Annotated in this window: 16 protein-coding genes; 9 read left to right on the forward strand and 7 right to left on the reverse strand. The window is 71.4% G+C overall.

Annotated features, from left to right (window positions below):
* Positions 1-119: 119 nt before the first annotated feature.
* The 3 genes from DLJ58_RS16755 to DLJ58_RS16765 form a co-directional block, all read right to left on the reverse strand.
* Positions 120-806, reverse strand: coding sequence for a hypothetical protein (locus DLJ58_RS16755; RefSeq protein WP_124857499.1), 687 nt, complete (start codon positions 804-806; stop codon positions 120-122).
* A 195-nt stretch (positions 807-1,001) separates the two neighbouring features.
* Positions 1,002-1,964, reverse strand: coding sequence for a zinc metalloprotease (locus tag DLJ58_RS16760; protein ID WP_124857501.1), 963 nt, complete (start codon positions 1,962-1,964; stop codon positions 1,002-1,004).
* 159 nt (positions 1,965-2,123) lie between these two features.
* The gene (locus DLJ58_RS16765) at positions 2,124-2,876 is read right to left on the reverse strand and encodes a TIGR03089 family protein (RefSeq protein ID WP_124857503.1); all 753 of its coding nucleotides are present in this window, start codon (positions 2,874-2,876) and stop codon (positions 2,124-2,126) included.
* Positions 2,877-3,017: 141 nt separating this feature from the next.
* On the opposite strand from DLJ58_RS16765, the gene DLJ58_RS16770 reads away from it, so the two are divergent.
* On the forward strand, positions 3,018-4,106 hold the full coding sequence (locus DLJ58_RS16770) for a hypothetical protein (RefSeq protein WP_244218977.1): 1,089 nt from the start codon (positions 3,018-3,020) through the stop codon (positions 4,104-4,106).
* A gap of 414 nt (positions 4,107-4,520) precedes the next feature.
* On the opposite strand, the gene ligD (DLJ58_RS16775) is transcribed toward DLJ58_RS16770, so the two are convergent.
* Together ligD (DLJ58_RS16775) and ligD (DLJ58_RS16780) are read right to left on the reverse strand one after the other, a co-directional pair.
* A complete protein-coding gene (gene ligD / locus DLJ58_RS16775) occupies positions 4,521-5,435 on the reverse strand; it encodes a non-homologous end-joining DNA ligase (RefSeq protein WP_124857505.1) in 915 nt (304 codons plus the stop codon).
* Positions 5,425-6,366 (reverse strand): non-homologous end-joining DNA ligase, encoded by a 942-nt coding sequence (ligD, locus tag DLJ58_RS16780; RefSeq protein ID WP_124857507.1) that lies wholly within the window; start codon positions 6,364-6,366, stop codon positions 5,425-5,427. The genes ligD (DLJ58_RS16775) and ligD (DLJ58_RS16780) overlap by 11 nt, the downstream gene beginning before the upstream one ends.
* An 85-nt stretch (positions 6,367-6,451) precedes the next feature.
* Between ligD (DLJ58_RS16780) and ku the strand changes: the two genes are divergently transcribed.
* From ku to DLJ58_RS16810, 6 genes are all read left to right on the forward strand, one after another.
* Positions 6,452-7,477, forward strand: coding sequence for a non-homologous end joining protein Ku (gene ku / locus DLJ58_RS16785; protein WP_124857509.1), 1,026 nt, complete (start codon positions 6,452-6,454; stop codon positions 7,475-7,477).
* 73 nt (positions 7,478-7,550) lie between these two features.
* Complete coding sequence (locus DLJ58_RS16790) at positions 7,551-8,189, forward strand: DUF4241 domain-containing protein (protein WP_124857511.1); 639 nt, start codon at positions 7,551-7,553, stop codon at positions 8,187-8,189.
* Positions 8,190-8,335: 146 nt separating this feature from the next.
* Positions 8,336-9,007, forward strand: coding sequence for an FKBP-type peptidyl-prolyl cis-trans isomerase (locus DLJ58_RS16795; RefSeq protein WP_124857513.1), 672 nt, complete (start codon positions 8,336-8,338; stop codon positions 9,005-9,007).
* Positions 9,008-9,196: 189 nt separating this feature from the next.
* Positions 9,197-10,021 carry an SCO6745 family protein gene (locus tag DLJ58_RS16800; protein ID WP_124857565.1) on the forward strand — a complete coding sequence of 275 codons (825 nt, stop codon included), beginning with the start codon at positions 9,197-9,199 and terminating at the stop codon, positions 10,019-10,021.
* Entirely contained in the window at positions 10,018-10,707 is a 690-nt protein-coding gene (locus DLJ58_RS16805) for an HAD family hydrolase (protein WP_425271318.1), read from the forward strand. Before DLJ58_RS16800 ends, DLJ58_RS16805 begins: the two co-directional genes overlap by 4 nt.
* 28 nt (positions 10,708-10,735) lie before the next feature.
* Complete coding sequence (locus tag DLJ58_RS16810) at positions 10,736-11,746, forward strand: NADPH:quinone reductase (RefSeq protein WP_124857517.1); 1,011 nt, start codon at positions 10,736-10,738, stop codon at positions 11,744-11,746.
* A gap of 183 nt (positions 11,747-11,929) precedes the next feature.
* Here DLJ58_RS16810 and DLJ58_RS16815 read toward each other — a convergent pair whose 3' ends face one another.
* Positions 11,930-13,564, reverse strand: a complete 1,635-nt coding sequence (locus DLJ58_RS16815; RefSeq protein ID WP_208741169.1) for a fatty acid--CoA ligase — start codon at positions 13,562-13,564, stop codon at positions 11,930-11,932.
* 71 nt (positions 13,565-13,635) lie between these two features.
* Here DLJ58_RS16815 and DLJ58_RS16820 point away from each other — a divergent pair, with 71 nt between their 5' ends.
* Positions 13,636-14,127: an NUDIX domain-containing protein gene (locus DLJ58_RS16820; RefSeq protein ID WP_124857521.1), complete on the forward strand. Its 492-nt coding sequence runs from the start codon at positions 13,636-13,638 to the stop codon at positions 14,125-14,127.
* A 15-nt stretch (positions 14,128-14,142) separates the two neighbouring features.
* On the opposite strand, the gene DLJ58_RS16825 is transcribed toward DLJ58_RS16820, so the two are convergent.
* Positions 14,143-15,177 carry an aldo/keto reductase gene (locus tag DLJ58_RS16825; protein ID WP_124857523.1) on the reverse strand — a complete coding sequence of 345 codons (1,035 nt, stop codon included), beginning with the start codon at positions 15,175-15,177 and terminating at the stop codon, positions 14,143-14,145.
* A gap of 125 nt (positions 15,178-15,302) precedes the next feature.
* On the opposite strand from DLJ58_RS16825, the gene DLJ58_RS16830 reads away from it, so the two are divergent.
* Positions 15,303-15,935 (forward strand): TetR/AcrR family transcriptional regulator, encoded by a 633-nt coding sequence (locus tag DLJ58_RS16830; RefSeq protein WP_124857525.1) that lies wholly within the window; start codon positions 15,303-15,305, stop codon positions 15,933-15,935.
* Positions 15,936-15,985: the final 50 nt, after the last annotated feature.

The raw sequence follows: 15,985 nt of genomic DNA on the forward strand, positions 1-15,985 counted from the left end.
CCCCACGTCGTAGCGCGTCCACTGCGTCTCGACTGCGTTGATCAAGAGGTTTGCGTCATCGATCGGCCTGGTGATGACGCAAACCTCTTGATCAACGCAGTCGAGACGCAGTGGACGCGCTACGACGTGGGGGGTGGGCAGCGGTCGGGGAGGGTGACCTCGCCGGGGCGGTGGTCGAAGGTGTCCATGGTGAACCATTCGTCCAGCTCCGGGTCGAAGAGGTTCTGCAGGCCGAACTGCAACACCTGCCACCACCGGCTCGGGTCGTGCTGGTCGACGTAGATGTCGCCGAGCGCGATCGGGAACCGGAAGAACTCCCCCGGCACTGTGGAACCGCCGACGACCCCGACCCGCCAGTGGTCCACGTGCCGGTCCTTCTCACCCTGGAGGATCTCCGGCCCCACGTAGCGGGCGGTCTTCAGCTTGTCGTTGAAGATCTGGCGGTTGAAGAACCCCGGCACCTTGCTGCACGCGCGGGGCGGGAACAGCGGGATGTTCGGCCACCTGTAGGTGAGCGTGTAGAGGGTGTTCTCGTAGATCAGGTTCGTGAACCAGATCGGGTGCTCCGGGCCGCCGGCGGTCATCTGGCTGTTGCCGTCGCGGCCCTGCCAGGAGAACGGCACGTCGATGCCGAGGTCTCGCACGATGTACCGGCCGGTGCCCTGAAAGTCGGCGGGGAGCAGCGGTGGGCGCGGCTCGCGCGGCTCGGGAACGGTCGGGCCGTCGGCCTGGGCCGCGCGGGGCAGCGGCGCCGCCGCCGGACCGGGCGCGACCACACCGAGGGCGAACAGTCCACCGGCGACCACTGACACCAGTGTCCGACGTGTACGCCCCGACGCCATGTGTCCTCCGCCGATGAAAGTGCCAGATGCCTTCGGCGAAGCGTAGGAGCAGGCAGAACGTGAGGATGGACGGAACGAGCGGGCTCCACCGGAAGGGTGAGGCGATCGGGGCCGGCGGTTCGCCGCAGAGCGATTCGCCGGCCCCCGACCTCCAGTGGGCTATCCGGCCCCGCCAGCGCGGAACGCCACCCAGGCGTCGCTCATCCGGTCGGCCTGGCCGGCGGTGAACATGTTCATGCAGGAGTCCTGCGTGTAGTCCATGAAGTTGTGGATCGGGTCGAGCCCGGGCGCGGTGCAGGAGTCCGCGCCCACCGGGCAGTCGAACTGCGGCGCCGCCTCGCGGGGGGTGTCCGCGACGAAGTCGCCGGACGCGGAGCAGCCGTGCGCGAAGGTGTGCTCCAGCATCAGCCAGTGCCCGACCTCGTGCGTCAGCGTGTCACCCAGTGCGTACTTGCCGGCCGTACCGCCAGGCATCGACTCGTCGAGCATCACCACGCCGTCGATGTGGGCGCGCCCGTTGTTGTAGCCCTTCGGGAAGTACGCCCAGCCGAGCAGCCCGCCGCCGATGTTGGCCGCGTACACGTTCAGGGTCTCCGAGTCGCCGGTGTACAGCGCCTTCTTCATGTCCCGCTCGTTCTTGCCCGGCACGACCGTGTACCAGGCGCTGTTCACCGTCCACGTCGTGTCGACGAGCGAGAACCGGAACGGAGTGTTGGAGGCGTCTCCCGCCGTGCGGCCCGCGAACGAGTCGTTGAGCACCGTCATCTGCGCGGCGATCAGCGTGTTCCACCTGGTCGTCTCGGCTGCGGTGAGCGGATGGTCGGAGATCATGTGGAAGACCGTCGGCACGGTGACGCTGCCGTTCGGCAGGCGCGGCGCGTCCTTGATCACGCCGTAGGCGTTGGCTTCGTTCTTGGAGTACAGCTCCGGCTCCTGGGCGGTGGCGCCCTCGGCCAGCCGGGCGGCGCTGTGCGCGTCGGCGCCCGGCTCACACGCGGTGACGCCCGGGGAAGCGGTCGCGGGCGCGGCCGTGGCGAGCGCCCCGGAGGCACCGCCGGACGCCAGGAACGTAACGGCGGTGGCGGTGAGGACCGCCAGTCGGAAGGTTGGTCTTCTGCGCATCGGTGCACCTTTCGATGAGGGTGGCGGTGCGGGGTCGATGACGTCGTTGTTCGGGTATGAGAACACGCCGACGGCATCGACAAAAGACCCTCTGAGCAGGGCAGATGGCGATGTAACGGAACCGGATCGGCCAGCGCTGTTTGCCCGGTCCGGCGGGAGTCAGAGAACCCGGGTCACCTGTTCGGCGACGACGACCGCGTCCCGCCGCGCCGGGTCGAGGTTGGCGCTGATCACCACGGACGCGCCGGCCGAGAGCGGTGCGAGCAACCACTTGAGCGGCTGCTCGGTCTCGGCGGCGTCGACCAGCAGGCGGTCGCCGGCGCGCAGGTCCAGCATCGTGGCGAACTCCTGGGCGAGCGCACCCCACTGACCGTAGGTGGTGCCGTCCGCCGTGGCCGGGTCCGACGGGTGGATGGCGGTGTGGTCGGGCGCGCCGTCGCCGTGCCGGAGCACCTCGGCGGACCAGTCCAACCAGCCCAACGGCACGTCGTCCAGCCGCCCCGGCCCGGTGCCGACGAGATAGCGGTGCGGCGCGTCCGGCACGTCCTCCAGCCAGTCGTCCTGCCGCTCCGGCGTCACGAAGACCGCATCGAACGGCCGGTCGCCGCCCGGTTCGAGCACCGCCAGGCCCGCGGTGGCGCGCGGTCGGAACGACACCGCCAGGCCGGAGGCCCAGGCGCCCAACAACACCGCTGCGGTACGCCAGTGCGGCGGCAGCAGGACCGCTACGCGGCTGCCGGGGCCGAGACCGCAACCGTCCCGCAGCAGGCCCGCGCTCCGGGCCGCCCACTGGCCGACCTGCTGTGCGGTCAGGTCGACGCGCTCGCCGGTCGCCTCGTCGCGGTAGCTGAGCAGCGGACGCTCGGCCTCGACGGGCCGGGCCGCCAGGTCGGCCGTGACGGTTGGCTGCATCTCCACGCTCCCCGGGTCGACGTCGGCACCACAGTACTCAACGACTTTGGTCGCACCGGTCGTCGGCCGATGGCCGTATCGGGTGACCGGATGGCCCGCGCACGGTGCAGGTGACCCCCGAGACGCCGTCGAGGAGCGCCGATGCCGACCGAATCCGACCCCGTCACCGCCGACCATCCCGTCACCGCCGGCCGCCCTGTCGCCGCTGACCGCCCTGTCGCCGCTGATCGGCTGCCGCTGCGTCGGCGGCTGCTGCCGGTGATCGCGTTGCTGCTGCTCGCTCCGTGGGCGGCCGAGTGCTCGTGGGGCGGCTTCGCCATCGACGACTTCCTGCCGGTGCTGATCTTCCTGGGCCCGATGTACGGCGGCGCGGCGATCCTCATCCGGGAGACCGCCCGGCACCTCGGGGCGGGCTGGCCGACCATCGTGCTGCTCGCCGCCGCGTTCGGCGTACTCCAGGCCGGGCTGGTCGACCAGTCACTGTTCAATCCCGACTTCCTCGACGACACCCAGTACGCCGACACCCGGGCCGCCGCCGAGGCGACGCTGGTGCCGGGGCTCGAATTCAGCCTCCGGCAGGCGTTCGACTACGTGGGCAACCACATCGTGCTGACGATCTGCGCGCCTATCGTGCTCATCGAGTCGTTCCTCGGGCCGGAACGGCGGCTGCGGCCGTGGCTGGGCCGGCCCGGTCTCCTCGTCGTCGGCCTGATCTATCTGCTCGGCAGTCTGTTCATCTTCTCGGACATCAACGACGACAAGGGCTTCCTGGCCAGCCCACTCCAGCTGTCCTTCGCCGCCGTGGTGGTCCTCGCCCTGGTCGCGACCGCCCTGCTGCCCCGCTGGCGCCGCCCCCACCCGCGCCGGACCCGCCGGGCGCCGCACCCGCTCTGGGTCGGTTTGCCGGTCGTCCTCGTCCGCCTCGGCAGCGACCTGGCAACCGGCTGGACGGGGGTGGCCATCGCATTGGGACTCGCCGCCACCGTCGGCGGGCTGATCGCGTACTGGTCGTCGGGCAACGGCTGGGGGCAGCGGCACGTGCTCGTTGCCGGCACGGCGGGCCTGGTCATGGCCGCCGCGTTCGCGTACCTGGTGCCGCCGTACTCCCCGGCGAGCCCGGCGGCGGCCCTGGCCGGCGACATCGCGGTCACCGTCATCACCGTCGCCCTGGTCGGCGGCGCCTGGTGGCGGCTGCGCGCTTCGCCCGCTGTTCACGTCGCCGCAAGCTGATGCTCCCCACCGGGTGTCAGCTGCCCGGTGCGGCGGCGGTGCTGCTGCGGCTGGGCTCCAGCCGCAGGGTCTTCGGCCGCAGGGTCTTCGGCCGCAACTGACCCACCGCCCGTCCCCCTCGGCCGGCGTCCACCCTCGCGGTGGCGTCGGCCGATCACATCAGGTGACCCCCGGTGCTGGCCACCGCCCCCGCTCAGAGCCTTTGCTCTGCTTACCTATACGCGACACGCACTCTCCGCGAGGAAAGTTCCCCCTTTCAACCGCGCGGCCGTCATGAAGTCCCAGCTCAACGCGGTGTCGCATATAGGTAAGCAGAGCAAAGGCGGTGCGAGGCTCGGGCGGGACCCCGAGGCCAGTTACACGCTGTTGCGGGTACCGCCCCCGCCCATCCGGGCACTCATCGTCACCTGGCAGTCAGCGGGTGGGCAGTTCCGGGCCGCCGTCGAGCAGGGGGGCGAGCAGGTCGTCGTACTCCTCGACCCGGGCCAGGACCTCGGCGGCGGTGAACTGGCGGACGGCCGGTTTCCGGCCGCGCGCGCCGGCCTCGACCTCGTCCCAGGTCAGCGGCGTCGACACCGACGGCACCGACTGGGCCCGCAGCGAGTACGGCGCAACTGTGGTCTTCGCCGCGTTGTTCTGGCTCCAGTCGATGAAGACCTTGCCCGGTCGCAGGTTCTTCGCCATCTTCGACACGACCAGCTTCGGGTGGGCCTTCTCCAACTCCTGGGCGATCCGTCGGGCGTAGTCGGAGACGAGGTCGGACGACTGGGTGCCGGCGATCGGGCAGCAGAGCTGCATGCCCTTCTTTCCGGACGTCTTCGGGTACGACTCGATGCCGTCGTCGGCGAGACGGTCGCGCATCAGGACCGCCACCGGGCAACACTCGGCGAGCCCGGCCGGCGGCCCCGGGTCCAGGTCGACGACCATCATGTCCGGGTGTTCACCCACCTTCCACTGCGGTGTGTGCAGCTCCAACGCGGCCAGGTTGGCCAGCCAGACCAGGGTGGGCAGGTCGTCGGCGACCACGTAGTCGATGGTCTCCCGGCCCTTCGTCGACCCGGGCGCGGGCAGGTTCTCCACCCGCACCCAGTCCGGCGTCGCGGCCGGCGTGTTCTTCTCGAAGAACGACTTGTCGTCCACCCCGTTGGGAAAGCGGATCCGGGTGACCGGCCGGTCCCGCAGGTGCGGCAGCAGCACCGGGGAGATCCGGGTGTAGTAGTCGATCACCTCACCCTTGGTGAACCCGGCCGCCGGGTAGAGCACCTTGTCCAGGTTGGACAACTCCAGCGCGCGGCCCTCGACGTCCACCCGTAGCCGCTCAGCTGGCATCGTCGACCTCCTCCGGAGGCTTGTCCGGGCGCAACCGCAGCACCCGGGGGAAGCGCAGCCGGCCGTCGGGGGTGCGCTGGCCGTACTTCACCTCCACCACCACCTGGGGTGTTACCCAGATGGCGCCCCGCGCATCCTCGCGCGGCACACCCGGCGCGAACGGTGACACGCCGGAGCGCAGCGGCTCCAGCTCGGCGAGGAGCTGCCGCTCGATGGCCGCGCCGATCCCACCGCCGACCCGACCCCGGTAGATCAGTCGACCGTCCGGGCCGGGCACCCCGACCAGCAGCCCGCCGATCCGGCGCGCGCCAGGTCGCCAACCGCCGATGACGAAGTCGCCGGTCACCTCCAGCTTGACCTTCACCCAGTCCGGCGAGCGCACCCCCGGGCGGTAGACGGCCCCGACCCGCTTGGCCATCACACCCTCCAGGCCGTGCTCGCCGGCCGCCTCGTAGGTGGCCGGTCCGTCGGCGAACATCGGCGGCACCGCCCATCGGAGGCCGCCGAGCGCGAGCGCCTCCAGCGCCTCCCGGCGGCGCTCGTACGGCCAGCCGGTCAGGTCGTCGCCGTTCAGCCGGAGCAGGTCGAAGATCATGTACGTCACCGGCATGACCGCGGCCAACCGGGCCGCCTTGGCCCGGTCCCGGACGTGCATCCGCTCGGCCAGCGCGGTGAACGACGGCTGCCCGCCCTGGCCGAGCAGCACCACCTCGCCGTCGAGCAGCGCGTCGTCGACCTGCTCGGGCAGGGTGGCCAACTCCGGGTACGCGGCGGTGATCTCCACGCCGGAACGGGCATACAGGTGCTGACCGCCACCTGAGATGTCGGCCAGGGCGCGTACGCCGTCCCACTTGAACTCGTAGGCCCAGCCGTCACCCGCCGGGAGCGGCCCGGTCATCGCGAGCATCGGCTTGAGCGGCGCGCCGGGCACGACCCGACTGTAGTAGCAGCCCGAACACCTCGCGTCCGGTTCTTTCGGATGCGAGCATGGTCGATACCGGGGAAGGGAGCGCAGGATGCGTGCCATCTGGAAGGGAGCCGTGTCGTTCGGGCTCGTCTCGATCGGGGTGAAGCTCTACTCCGCGACCGAGGAGAAGGACATTCGGTTCCACCAGGTGCACCGCGAGGACGGCGGGCGGATCCGCTACAAGCGCACCTGCTCGGTCTGCGGCGAAGAGGTCACCTACGACGACATCGCCAAGGGCTACGACATCGGCGGCGGCGAAATGGTGATCCTCACCGACGAGGACTTCGCCGACCTGCCGCTGACCAGCTCCCGCGCCATCGACGTGCTGGAGTTCGTGCCGGCCGAGCAGGTCGACCCGATCCTCTACAACAAGGCTTACTTTCTCGAGCCGGAGGGCGCGGCGACCAAGCCGTACGTGTTGCTGCGCGACGCGCTCATCGACTCGGAGCGGGTGGCCATCGTCAAGGTGGCGCTGCGCCAGCGGGAGCAACTGGCCACGCTGCGGGTCCGCGAGGGTGTGCTGCTGCTCAACACCATGCTCTGGCCGGACGAGATCCGTACCCCGGACTTCGGTTTCCTCGACGAGGACCTCAAGGTACGCCCGCCGGAGCTGGCCATGGCCAGCTCACTGATCGACTCGATGACCGGCGAGTTCGAGCCGGACGTCTTCACCGACGACTACCGGGCCGCGTTGCAGGAGGTCATCGACGCCAAGGTGGAGGGTCGGGAGGTCGTCCAGCCCGAGGAGGTCGAGGAGGCCCCGGCTGCGGCGGTGGACCTGATGGCGGCGTTGAAGGCCTCGGTGGAGCGCGCCAAGGCGGCTCGCGGCGAGCAGCCGGCCGGCGGTGGCGGCGGCGGCGAGCCGACGCCCATCTCGTCGGCGCGGTCGGCGCAGAAGGCAGCCGAGAAGAAGGCGGCCAAGGCACCCGCGAAGAAGACCGCCGCGAAGAAGACGGCCGAGAAGAAGGCGTCCGAGCCGGCGAAGAAGACCGCCGCGAAGAAGACAGCCGCGAAGAAGGCGGAGCCGGCGAAGAAGACCGCCGCCCGCAAGACCGCACCCCGCAAGAGCGCCTGACCGTACGGCAGCGGCGGCGGTGTCCGCCTCGCCGGGTACGCTCCGCCGGCCGCTGGCGACCGGAGGAGCCCCCATGCCGTACACCCCTGATCTGGACCGGTTGTTGACGCCCGGCTCCCGCTTCACCGACCAGCACGGCGGTTACCTGATCGAGGTTCACCCGGTGGGCGACATCGTGCTGCCCACCGGCCAGGTGGTCGGGTGTGACCCGCTGGTCTGCCCGGAGGCCGAGCCGTTCACGGTCACGGTGCCGCCGGGGCGGTATGCCGCCCGCGCCTGGGTGGCGGTGGTGCTCCGGGAGGACGCCGAGGTGGACCGCCGGGTCGCCGCGCTGGAGCTGGTCGTCTCGGCGGAACCGACGATCCGCTGGGAGCCGGCCGTCGCGGGCGACCAGGACGTCGCCACGCTCGGCGCGGACGACTACTTCGGCTACGGGGTGGACGCCGGCGTCGGCACCCTCGCCGACCCGACCGCGCTCGCCGTCCTGGAGAGCTGGGACTCCGACCGGGTCGAGGAGGTCTTCATCCCGACCGAGCTGCCCTCGTCCCCGGTCCCGGGGCTGATCAGCGCCGTGTTGGACGAGGCCAGCGGCGCCAACGTCGTCACCGTGTCCACGGGCTGGGGCGACGGCTGCTACGGCACCTGGATCGGCCGTGCCGCCGACGGCCGGGTCACCTCGTTCGTGACCGACTTCATGGTCGTCCCGGAATAACCGCCCGGGAAAGCCCCGGAACTGTCGCGCTGGGCGATCCGAGGCGTCCGCGGCGGGCACGGTAGGCCGCGGTGCGGGTACCGTGTGCGTCGGCTTTCCCCCCGGCACCGGGTGCCGGCCACACTTCGCAGCAGGGAGTCGACGACGTGAGCGAGCGGACGCAGCAGACGGGCCCGGACCAGAGCCCGGCAACCAAGTCGGGGCGCCGCCTGGCCGCCCAGTTGGCGGAGAAGAAGGCCGCCGACGCGAGGCGCAAGCGCAACGCGTGGGCCAGCGGTCTCGCCGCCGTCGCCGTGGTCGGGGTGCTGATCGGCGTCTTCGTGACGATCGGCGGGGGCGACGACAAGCCCAAGACCCAGGCCGACTCGACCCCGTCGGCCTCCGCCCCGGCTCCCGACGAGGCCGGCGCACCCCCCGCTCCGCAGCTGCCCGAGGGCGCCGATCCGGCGCTGGGCAGCAAGCCGGAGGTGACGCCGGGCACGGGCGACCTCAAGAAGCTCACGGTCACCCCGCTGATCAAGGGCAAGGGCCCGGCCGTGCAGAAGGGCCAGAACATCACCACCAACTACGTGGGTGTGTTCTACAAGGACGGCAAGGAGTTCGACTCCTCCTGGAAGGCCGGGCAGCCGGCCACCTTCCCGATCGGCGTCGGCCAGGTCATTCCCGGCTGGGACCAGGGTCTGGTCGGAGTGACAGTGGGCAGCCGGGTGCAGCTCGACATCCCGGGCGAGTTGGCGTACGGCAACGACGAGGCCGCCGCCGGTGGACGTCCCACCGGTCCGCTGCGCTTCGTGGTGGACGTGCTCGCCGCCCAGTGACCTGTCCGGGTCGTCCCGGTTGTCGCCGGGACGCGATGGAGTTGTTCACATGGGGCTTCCGGCCCGTCACCCTGCGGCAGTAGGTTCGGCGTCACCCCGGGCGGTTCGCCGCCCGGGGTGAGCATCCGGAACCGGGACGCGGAGGTGCATGTGACGGCGCTGGACGAGCCTGGGCGGACCGCCCGGTTGATGTGGACGCACTTCGAGCCGGTGCACGCGGTCACCTACTTCCACCCCCGGGCGCGGGCCGCGTTCGAGGCGGTCGGGCTGCGCGGTTACTGGCGGGGTTACTTCGCCGGCCGGGCCGCGCCGCTGGGTGCCACCGAGGCGGCTCCGGTGATCGCCACGTTCTTCAGCTTCGCACCGCCGATGGTTACCCGGGCGCTGCCGGCGGTGTGGCGGTTGGCCACCCCGCAGGAGGCGCTGCGCGCCCGTCTGACCGGTGCCGTGCAGGCGCTCGCGGAGCTGACCTACGAACTGCCGGAGACGCATCTGACGCAGGCCGCCGACCTGCTGGCACGGGCCGCCTCGTCGGTGCAGACGGCCGGCCGGGTGCTCGGCGCGGTCAACGCGGCGCTGCCGGTCGGGGAGTACCCGCTGGCTCGGCTCTGGCAGGCCGCCACCACCCTGCGGGAGCACCGGGGCGATGGGCACGTGGCGGCGTTGGTGGCCGCCGGCCTGGACCCGGTGGAGACGCTGGCCTGGCGGGTCGCCGAGGGCATGTCGCCGGTGAATCTGTTCGGTCGGGGCTGGTCCGAGGAGCAGTGGGGGGCCGCCCGCGAGCGGCTGGTGCAGCGGGGCTGGCTGACCTCCGACGGCGCGGCCACCGACCACAGCCGAGCCGCGTTCCAGGCCGTCGAGGACGCCACCGACCGGGCCGCCGCGCACCCGTGGGAGGCGCTCGGCCGGGACGACACGAATCGGCTGCGAGAGCTGCTGGAGCCGATGGCCCGGGCCTGCCACACGCTGATTCCGGAGGGCAGCCCGATCGGGCTGCCCGCGCTGCCCGCCTGACCGGGCACCCACGGGTCGGGCAGGATGGGCCCGTGACGGATGCGGTGGTCTTCGACCTGGACGGCGTGATCGTGGATTCCGAGCCGGTGTGGGAGGAGGTCCGCCGGGCGTACGTGGCGGCGCACGGCGGGACGTGGCAACCGGACACGCAACGCCGGCTCATGGGGATGAGCACCGGTGAGTGGGCCCACTATCTCAGCGGTGAGCTGGGCGTCGACCGCACCGCCGAGCAGGTCGCCGTCGAGGTGGTCGAGGAGATGACCCGCCGCTACCGGGACCACGTACCCCTCATCGACGGCGCCGACCAGGTCGTCCGCCGGCTGGCCGCGCGGTGGCCGCTCGGGTTGGCCAGTTCGTCACCGACCCGGCTGATCGAGGCGGCGCTGGCGGCGACCGGCCTGACCGACGCGTTCGGCGCGACCCTCTCCACCGAGCAGACCGAGCGGGGCAAGCCCGCGCCGGACGTGTACCTGAGCGTGGCGCAGCGCCTCGGCGTCGACCCGACCCGCTGTGTGGCGGTGGAGGACTCGTCCAACGGGGTGCGTTCCGCCGCGGCGGCGGGGATGCGGGTGGTGGCGGTGCCGCATGGCTCGTACCCGCTCGATCCGGACGCCGCCGGGATGGCGGTGGCGACGCTGAACGCGATCGGTGAGCTGACCCCGGAGCTGGTGGACAACCTGGGTTGACCCGGGTCGAGCCGGGTAGAGACCACGGATGAAGGCCATCGTGTACGAGCGCAACGGCGACCCTTCGGTGCTCGACCTGGTCGACCGGCCGGTGCCCGAGCCGGGTGCGGGCGAGGTCCTGGTGCGGATGGCGGTCTCCGGGGTGAACCCGACCGACTGGAAGTCCCGCCGCAACGCCCCGCCGAACGGGTGGCAGATCCCCGGGCAGGACGGCGCGGGGGTGGTCGAGGCGGTCGGCGAGGGGGTCGACCCCGACCTGATCGGTGAGCGGGTGTGGGTCTGGGAGGCCGCCTGGCAGCGGCCGTGGGGCACGACGGCGGAGTACACGCTGGTGCCGGTCCGGCAGGCGGTGCGTCTCGGCCCCGCTCCGTTCGAGCTGGGTGCCGCCCTGGGCATCCCGTTCCTCACCGCGCACCGCTGTCTGACCGCTGGCGAGTTCATGCCGGACACGCTGCGGGCCGGCGCGCTGGCGGATCACACGGTGCTGGTGCAGGGCGGCGCGGGCGCGGTCGGCAACGCCGCGATCCAGCTCGCCCGGTGGGCCGACGCCACGGTGATCGCCACGGTGAGCAGCGCGGAGAAGGCCCAGCTCGCGGCCTCGGCCGGCGCCTCCTTCGTGATCAACTATCGGGAGCAGGACGTGGTCGAGGAGGTCCACAAGATCGCCCCCGACGGGGTCCACACGATCGTGGAGGTCTCCCCCGCCCGCAACGCCTCGGTCGACGTACGGGTGCTGCGGCACGGCGGCGCGGTCTGCATGTACGCCGACAACGGCGGGGACGAGGTGAGCATCCCGATCCGGGCGATGATGGCGCCGAATGCCCGCTGGCAGTTCGTCCTGGTCTACACCGAGCCGAAGGCGGCCAAGGCGCAGGGCGTGAAGGACGTGGCGGCGGCGGCCAGCCAGGGCGGCATCCGGGTCGGCGCGGACGCCGGTCTGCCGCTGCACTACTACCCGCTGGCGGAGGCGGCCGCGGCCCACCAGGCGGTGGAGGACTCGACTGTGGGCAAGGTGCTCATCACCACCAGCGACGCCTGATCGGGTCGCTGACCACCCGATTTCCCCGACAGCAGGACAGAGGCGAACAACTTTCGCAACAATGACGGTGCGGGTCACCCCGTGTGGAGCGGGCGGCCCCGGCGCGGTGCGAACGCCGGGGCCGCCCCTGGGGAGGGTTCAGGAGTACTCCCGCCCCAACAGGCGACAGTGCCCGGGAAAACGTTACGGGGCTGTCAGCTCCCGGACACTCAGCTCGCCCCCGGCGTACCGCGAACGGACGACCTTCTTGTCGAACTTGCCGACACTCGTCTTCGGCACCGTGTCGATGAACGCCCAGCGCTCGGGCAATTGCCAGCGCGCCACCGACCCGGCCAGGAAGTCCCGCAACTCCTCGGCGGTCACCGAAGCGCCCTCCCGGACCACCACCGTGGCCAGCGGACGTTCGTCCCAGCGCTCGTCCGGGACCCCCACCACGCACGCCTCCAGCACCGCCGGGTGGGCCATCAGCGCGTTCTCCAACTCCACCGACGAGATCCACTCACCACCGGACTTGATCACGTCCTTGGCGCGGTCGGTCAGGTTGATGTACCCGTCCGGCGAGAGGGTGCCCACGTCGCCGGTACGCAGCCAGCCGTCGCGGAACTTCTCCTCGTCCGGGGCGTCGTCACCGACGTACCGGGCGGTCACCCACGGCCCTCGGACCTCCAGCTCGCCCACGGCCGTGCCGTCGGCGGGCATCGGGTCGCCCGACGGGCCGACGATCCGCGCCTGCACGCCCGCCGGCACCCGCCCCTGGGTGTAGCGGTAGCGCCAGGCCTGCTCACCGGTCGCACCGGCGGGCGGACGCGAGACCGACCCCAGCGGCGACATCTCGGTCATCCCCCAGGCGTGGATGACGTCGATTCCGTGCCGCTCGTCGAACGCGTGCATCAGCGCCGGCGGGCACGCCGACCCGCCGACGATCACCTCACCCAGCGAGGAGGTGTCCACGTCGTGGGTGTCCAGGTAGGCCAGCAGGTCGGTCCAGATGGTCGGCACCGCGCCGGCCAGGGTGGGCCGCTCGGCGGCGATCATCTCGGCGATCGGCGCGGCCTGGAGGAACCGGTCCGGCATGATCAGCGACGCGCCGGAGAGGAAGGCCGCGTAGGGCAGGCCCCAGGACATGGCGTGGAACATCGGCACGATGGCCAACTCGCGGTCGGTTGGGCCGAGGCCGAAACCCTCCGGCATGCAGACCTGCAACGAGTGCAGATAGATCGACCGGTGCGAGTAGGCCACGCCCTTCGGGTTGCCGGTGGTGCCCGAGGTGTAGCAGAGCGCGGCGGCGTCGCGCTCGTCCACCTCGGGCCAGTCGTACGTGTCGGGCCGGTCGGCGAGCAGCGCGTCCCAGTGGTGCACGGTTATCCGGTCGCCGGCCGCGGCCACCAGCGGCGCCGGGTCACCACCGCCGACCACCACGACGTGCCGCACCGTGGTCAGCTCACCGATCACCCGGGCCAGCAGCGGGATCAGCGTGCTGTCGACGAGGACCACCCGGTCCTCGGCGTGATTGGCGATGTAGACGACCTGGTCGGGGAAGAGCCGGATGTTGAGCGTGTGCAGCACCGCGCCCATGCTCGGCACCGCGAAGTAGGCGACCAGGTGCTCGTTGTTGTTCCACATGAAGGTCGCGACCCGCTCGTCGCCGGTCACCCCACACTCGTCGCGCAGCCCGTGTGCCAGCCGGGCGGCGGCGCGGCCCACCTCGGCGTACGTCATCCGGCGGGGTTCGGCGCCCGTCCAGGTGACCACCTCGGCCGTGCCGTGCACCCCTGCACCGTGGTCGAGGATCCGGGAGATCTGCAGAGGGGCGTCCATCATCGTGCTACGCATGGGTAACAAGCTAGTGTCGGCGGTCACACGTTGGGAACCCCCGTAAGTTGTCGCAGGTGAGCATCTCCTGGGCCGACTCATACGTGGGGCAGTTACGCGCGCTCGCCGGGGACCGGACGCTGATGTTCGTCGGCGCCCGTGCCGTGGTCAACGACGACGCCGGACGCATTCTGCTGATCAAACGCTCGGACAACGGCCAGTGGGCCATGCCGGCCGGCGCGATGGAGCTGGGCGAGTCGATCGCCGACTGCGCCGTACGCGAGGTCCGTGAGGAGACCGGGCTGCGCGCGCTGCGGGTCTGCGCGTTCGCCCTCTACACCGGCCCGGACCGGACGAGCACCAACATGTACGGCCACACGTACCAGGTGTTCACGACGGCGTTCAAGGTGGAGGAGTGGGACGGGCAGTTGGCCCGGGTCACCGACGAGACCACCGACGCCGGCTTCTTCACCCGTGACCGGTTTCCCGCCCCACTCTCCACCTCGGTCATCGAGACACTTGCCGACCTGGACGTCTTCGAGCAGACCAACCGGCTGATCCTGAAGTAGGTCGGCCGGGCCGCGTTACTGCGGGTGGCGCATCCCGGCGAAGAACCCTTCCTGGATCCAGTTCGGGTACGCGACCGGCAGCTTGGTGGCCTCGTCCAGCTCGGTGAGGTCCTGCTCGGTCAGCGTGAGATCCGAGGCGGCGATGTTGTCGACCAACTGCTCGTGCTTGCGGGCACCGACGATCACGCTGGTCACGGCGGGTCGGGACAGCAGCCAGGCGACCGCCACCCGGGCCGGGCTCACCTCGTGCCGCTCGGCGACACCCTTGAGCACGTCGACCACGCCGAAGGCGTGCTCCGGGTCGAACGGGGTGAAGCTGGCGTACCCGGGCTGGGCGCTACGCGCGCCACTGTCGGCGACGGCACCGTCCCGGCTGACCTTGCCGGAGAGGAAACCACCGGCGAGGGGGCTCCAGACGGTCATCCCGACACCCTCGTTGAGCGCCATCGGCACCACGTCGCGCTCCACGTCCCGGCCCAGCAGGGAGTAGTACTCCTGCACCGAGACGAACCCGGCCAACTTCTCCCGGGCGGAGATTCCCAGCGCCTTGGAGATCTGCCAGGCGGCGAAGTTGGCGGCGCCGATGTAGCGGACCTTGCCCTGCCGGACCGCGTCGTCGAGCGCGCGCAGCATCTCCTCCATGGGAGTGATCTGGTCGAAGTTGTGGATCTGGTACAGGTCGATGTGATCGGTGCCCAGTCGGCGCAGGCTGTCCTCCAGGTTCTGCATGATGTGCAGCCGGGAGGTGCCGACGTCGTTCGGGCCGGGGCCCGTCCGGGAGTGCACCTTCGTCGCCAGTACGACGTCGCGACGCCGCTTGCCGAGCGCCTTGCCGAGCAGCTCCTCGCTCTCGCCGTCGCTGTAGCCGTCGGCGGTGTCGACGAAGTTGACGCCCGCGTCCAGCGCGGTGTCCACCAGCCGCTGCACCTCGGGCAGCGCCAGCCCACCCAGGGTGCCCCAGAGCGGGTGCCCGCTGCCGCCGAAGGTCATCGCGCCGAGCGAGATCTCCGAGACGTACACCCCGGTGGTGCCCAGCAGTCGGTACTTCACGTGTGTCGCTCCTCGTGGTGGGTCGGAGGCCGAGGTCAGGCACTCCGTGGTCACTATGTCGGACACTGTGTCCGGCAACGAGCGTACGTCGCCGAGCCGACCCCCGGCCACCTAGGATTCCGGCTATGCCCTCGATCACCCGCCGCCGCCCGCGCAACCCCGACGGACGCGCGGCCGTCGAAGCGCGGGTGCTGGCGGCCACCGAACGGCTCCTGAAGGAGGGGATCCGGTTCACCGACCTCGGCGTGCAGCGGATCGCCGCCGAGGCCGGCGTGGCGCGGTCGACCTTCTACACGCACTTCCGGGACAAGACCGAGTTGCTCATGCGCCTCGCCGGCACCATGCGGGAGAGTTCGTTCGACCGCACCGGCGAGTGGGACCCGGGCGGCCCCGGCGACCCGCTCGCGCGGCTGACCGAGGTCTTCGCCGACGTGATCCGGATATACCGGACGTACGCCCCGGTGCTGGCCGCGATCAGCGAGGTCGCCGCGTACGACGAGGCGGTCCGGGAGTACTGGGCGGCCGGGCTGGAGCAGTTCGTGGCCCGCACCATCGACGCGCTCCGGATCGAGCAGCAGGCCGGGCGTACCCCCGCCGACCTGGACGTGACGACGGCCAGCCGGCTGATCGTGATCGGCGGCGACCGCTTCCTCGCCGACCACGTCAGCACGACCTCGGCCGACCCCGAGACCGACGCGGCAGCCGCCCGGGAGTTGGCCGCGACCTGGTGGTACGGCGCCTACCGCCGCCCCGCCTGACCACCTGGGCCCGACTGACACCGACCGCCCCGGAGCGGTCCGGGGCGGTC

The organism is Micromonospora arida, assembly GCF_003857035.1.
In the GTDB taxonomy this organism is placed as follows: domain Bacteria; phylum Actinomycetota; class Actinomycetes; order Mycobacteriales; family Micromonosporaceae; genus Micromonospora; species Micromonospora arida.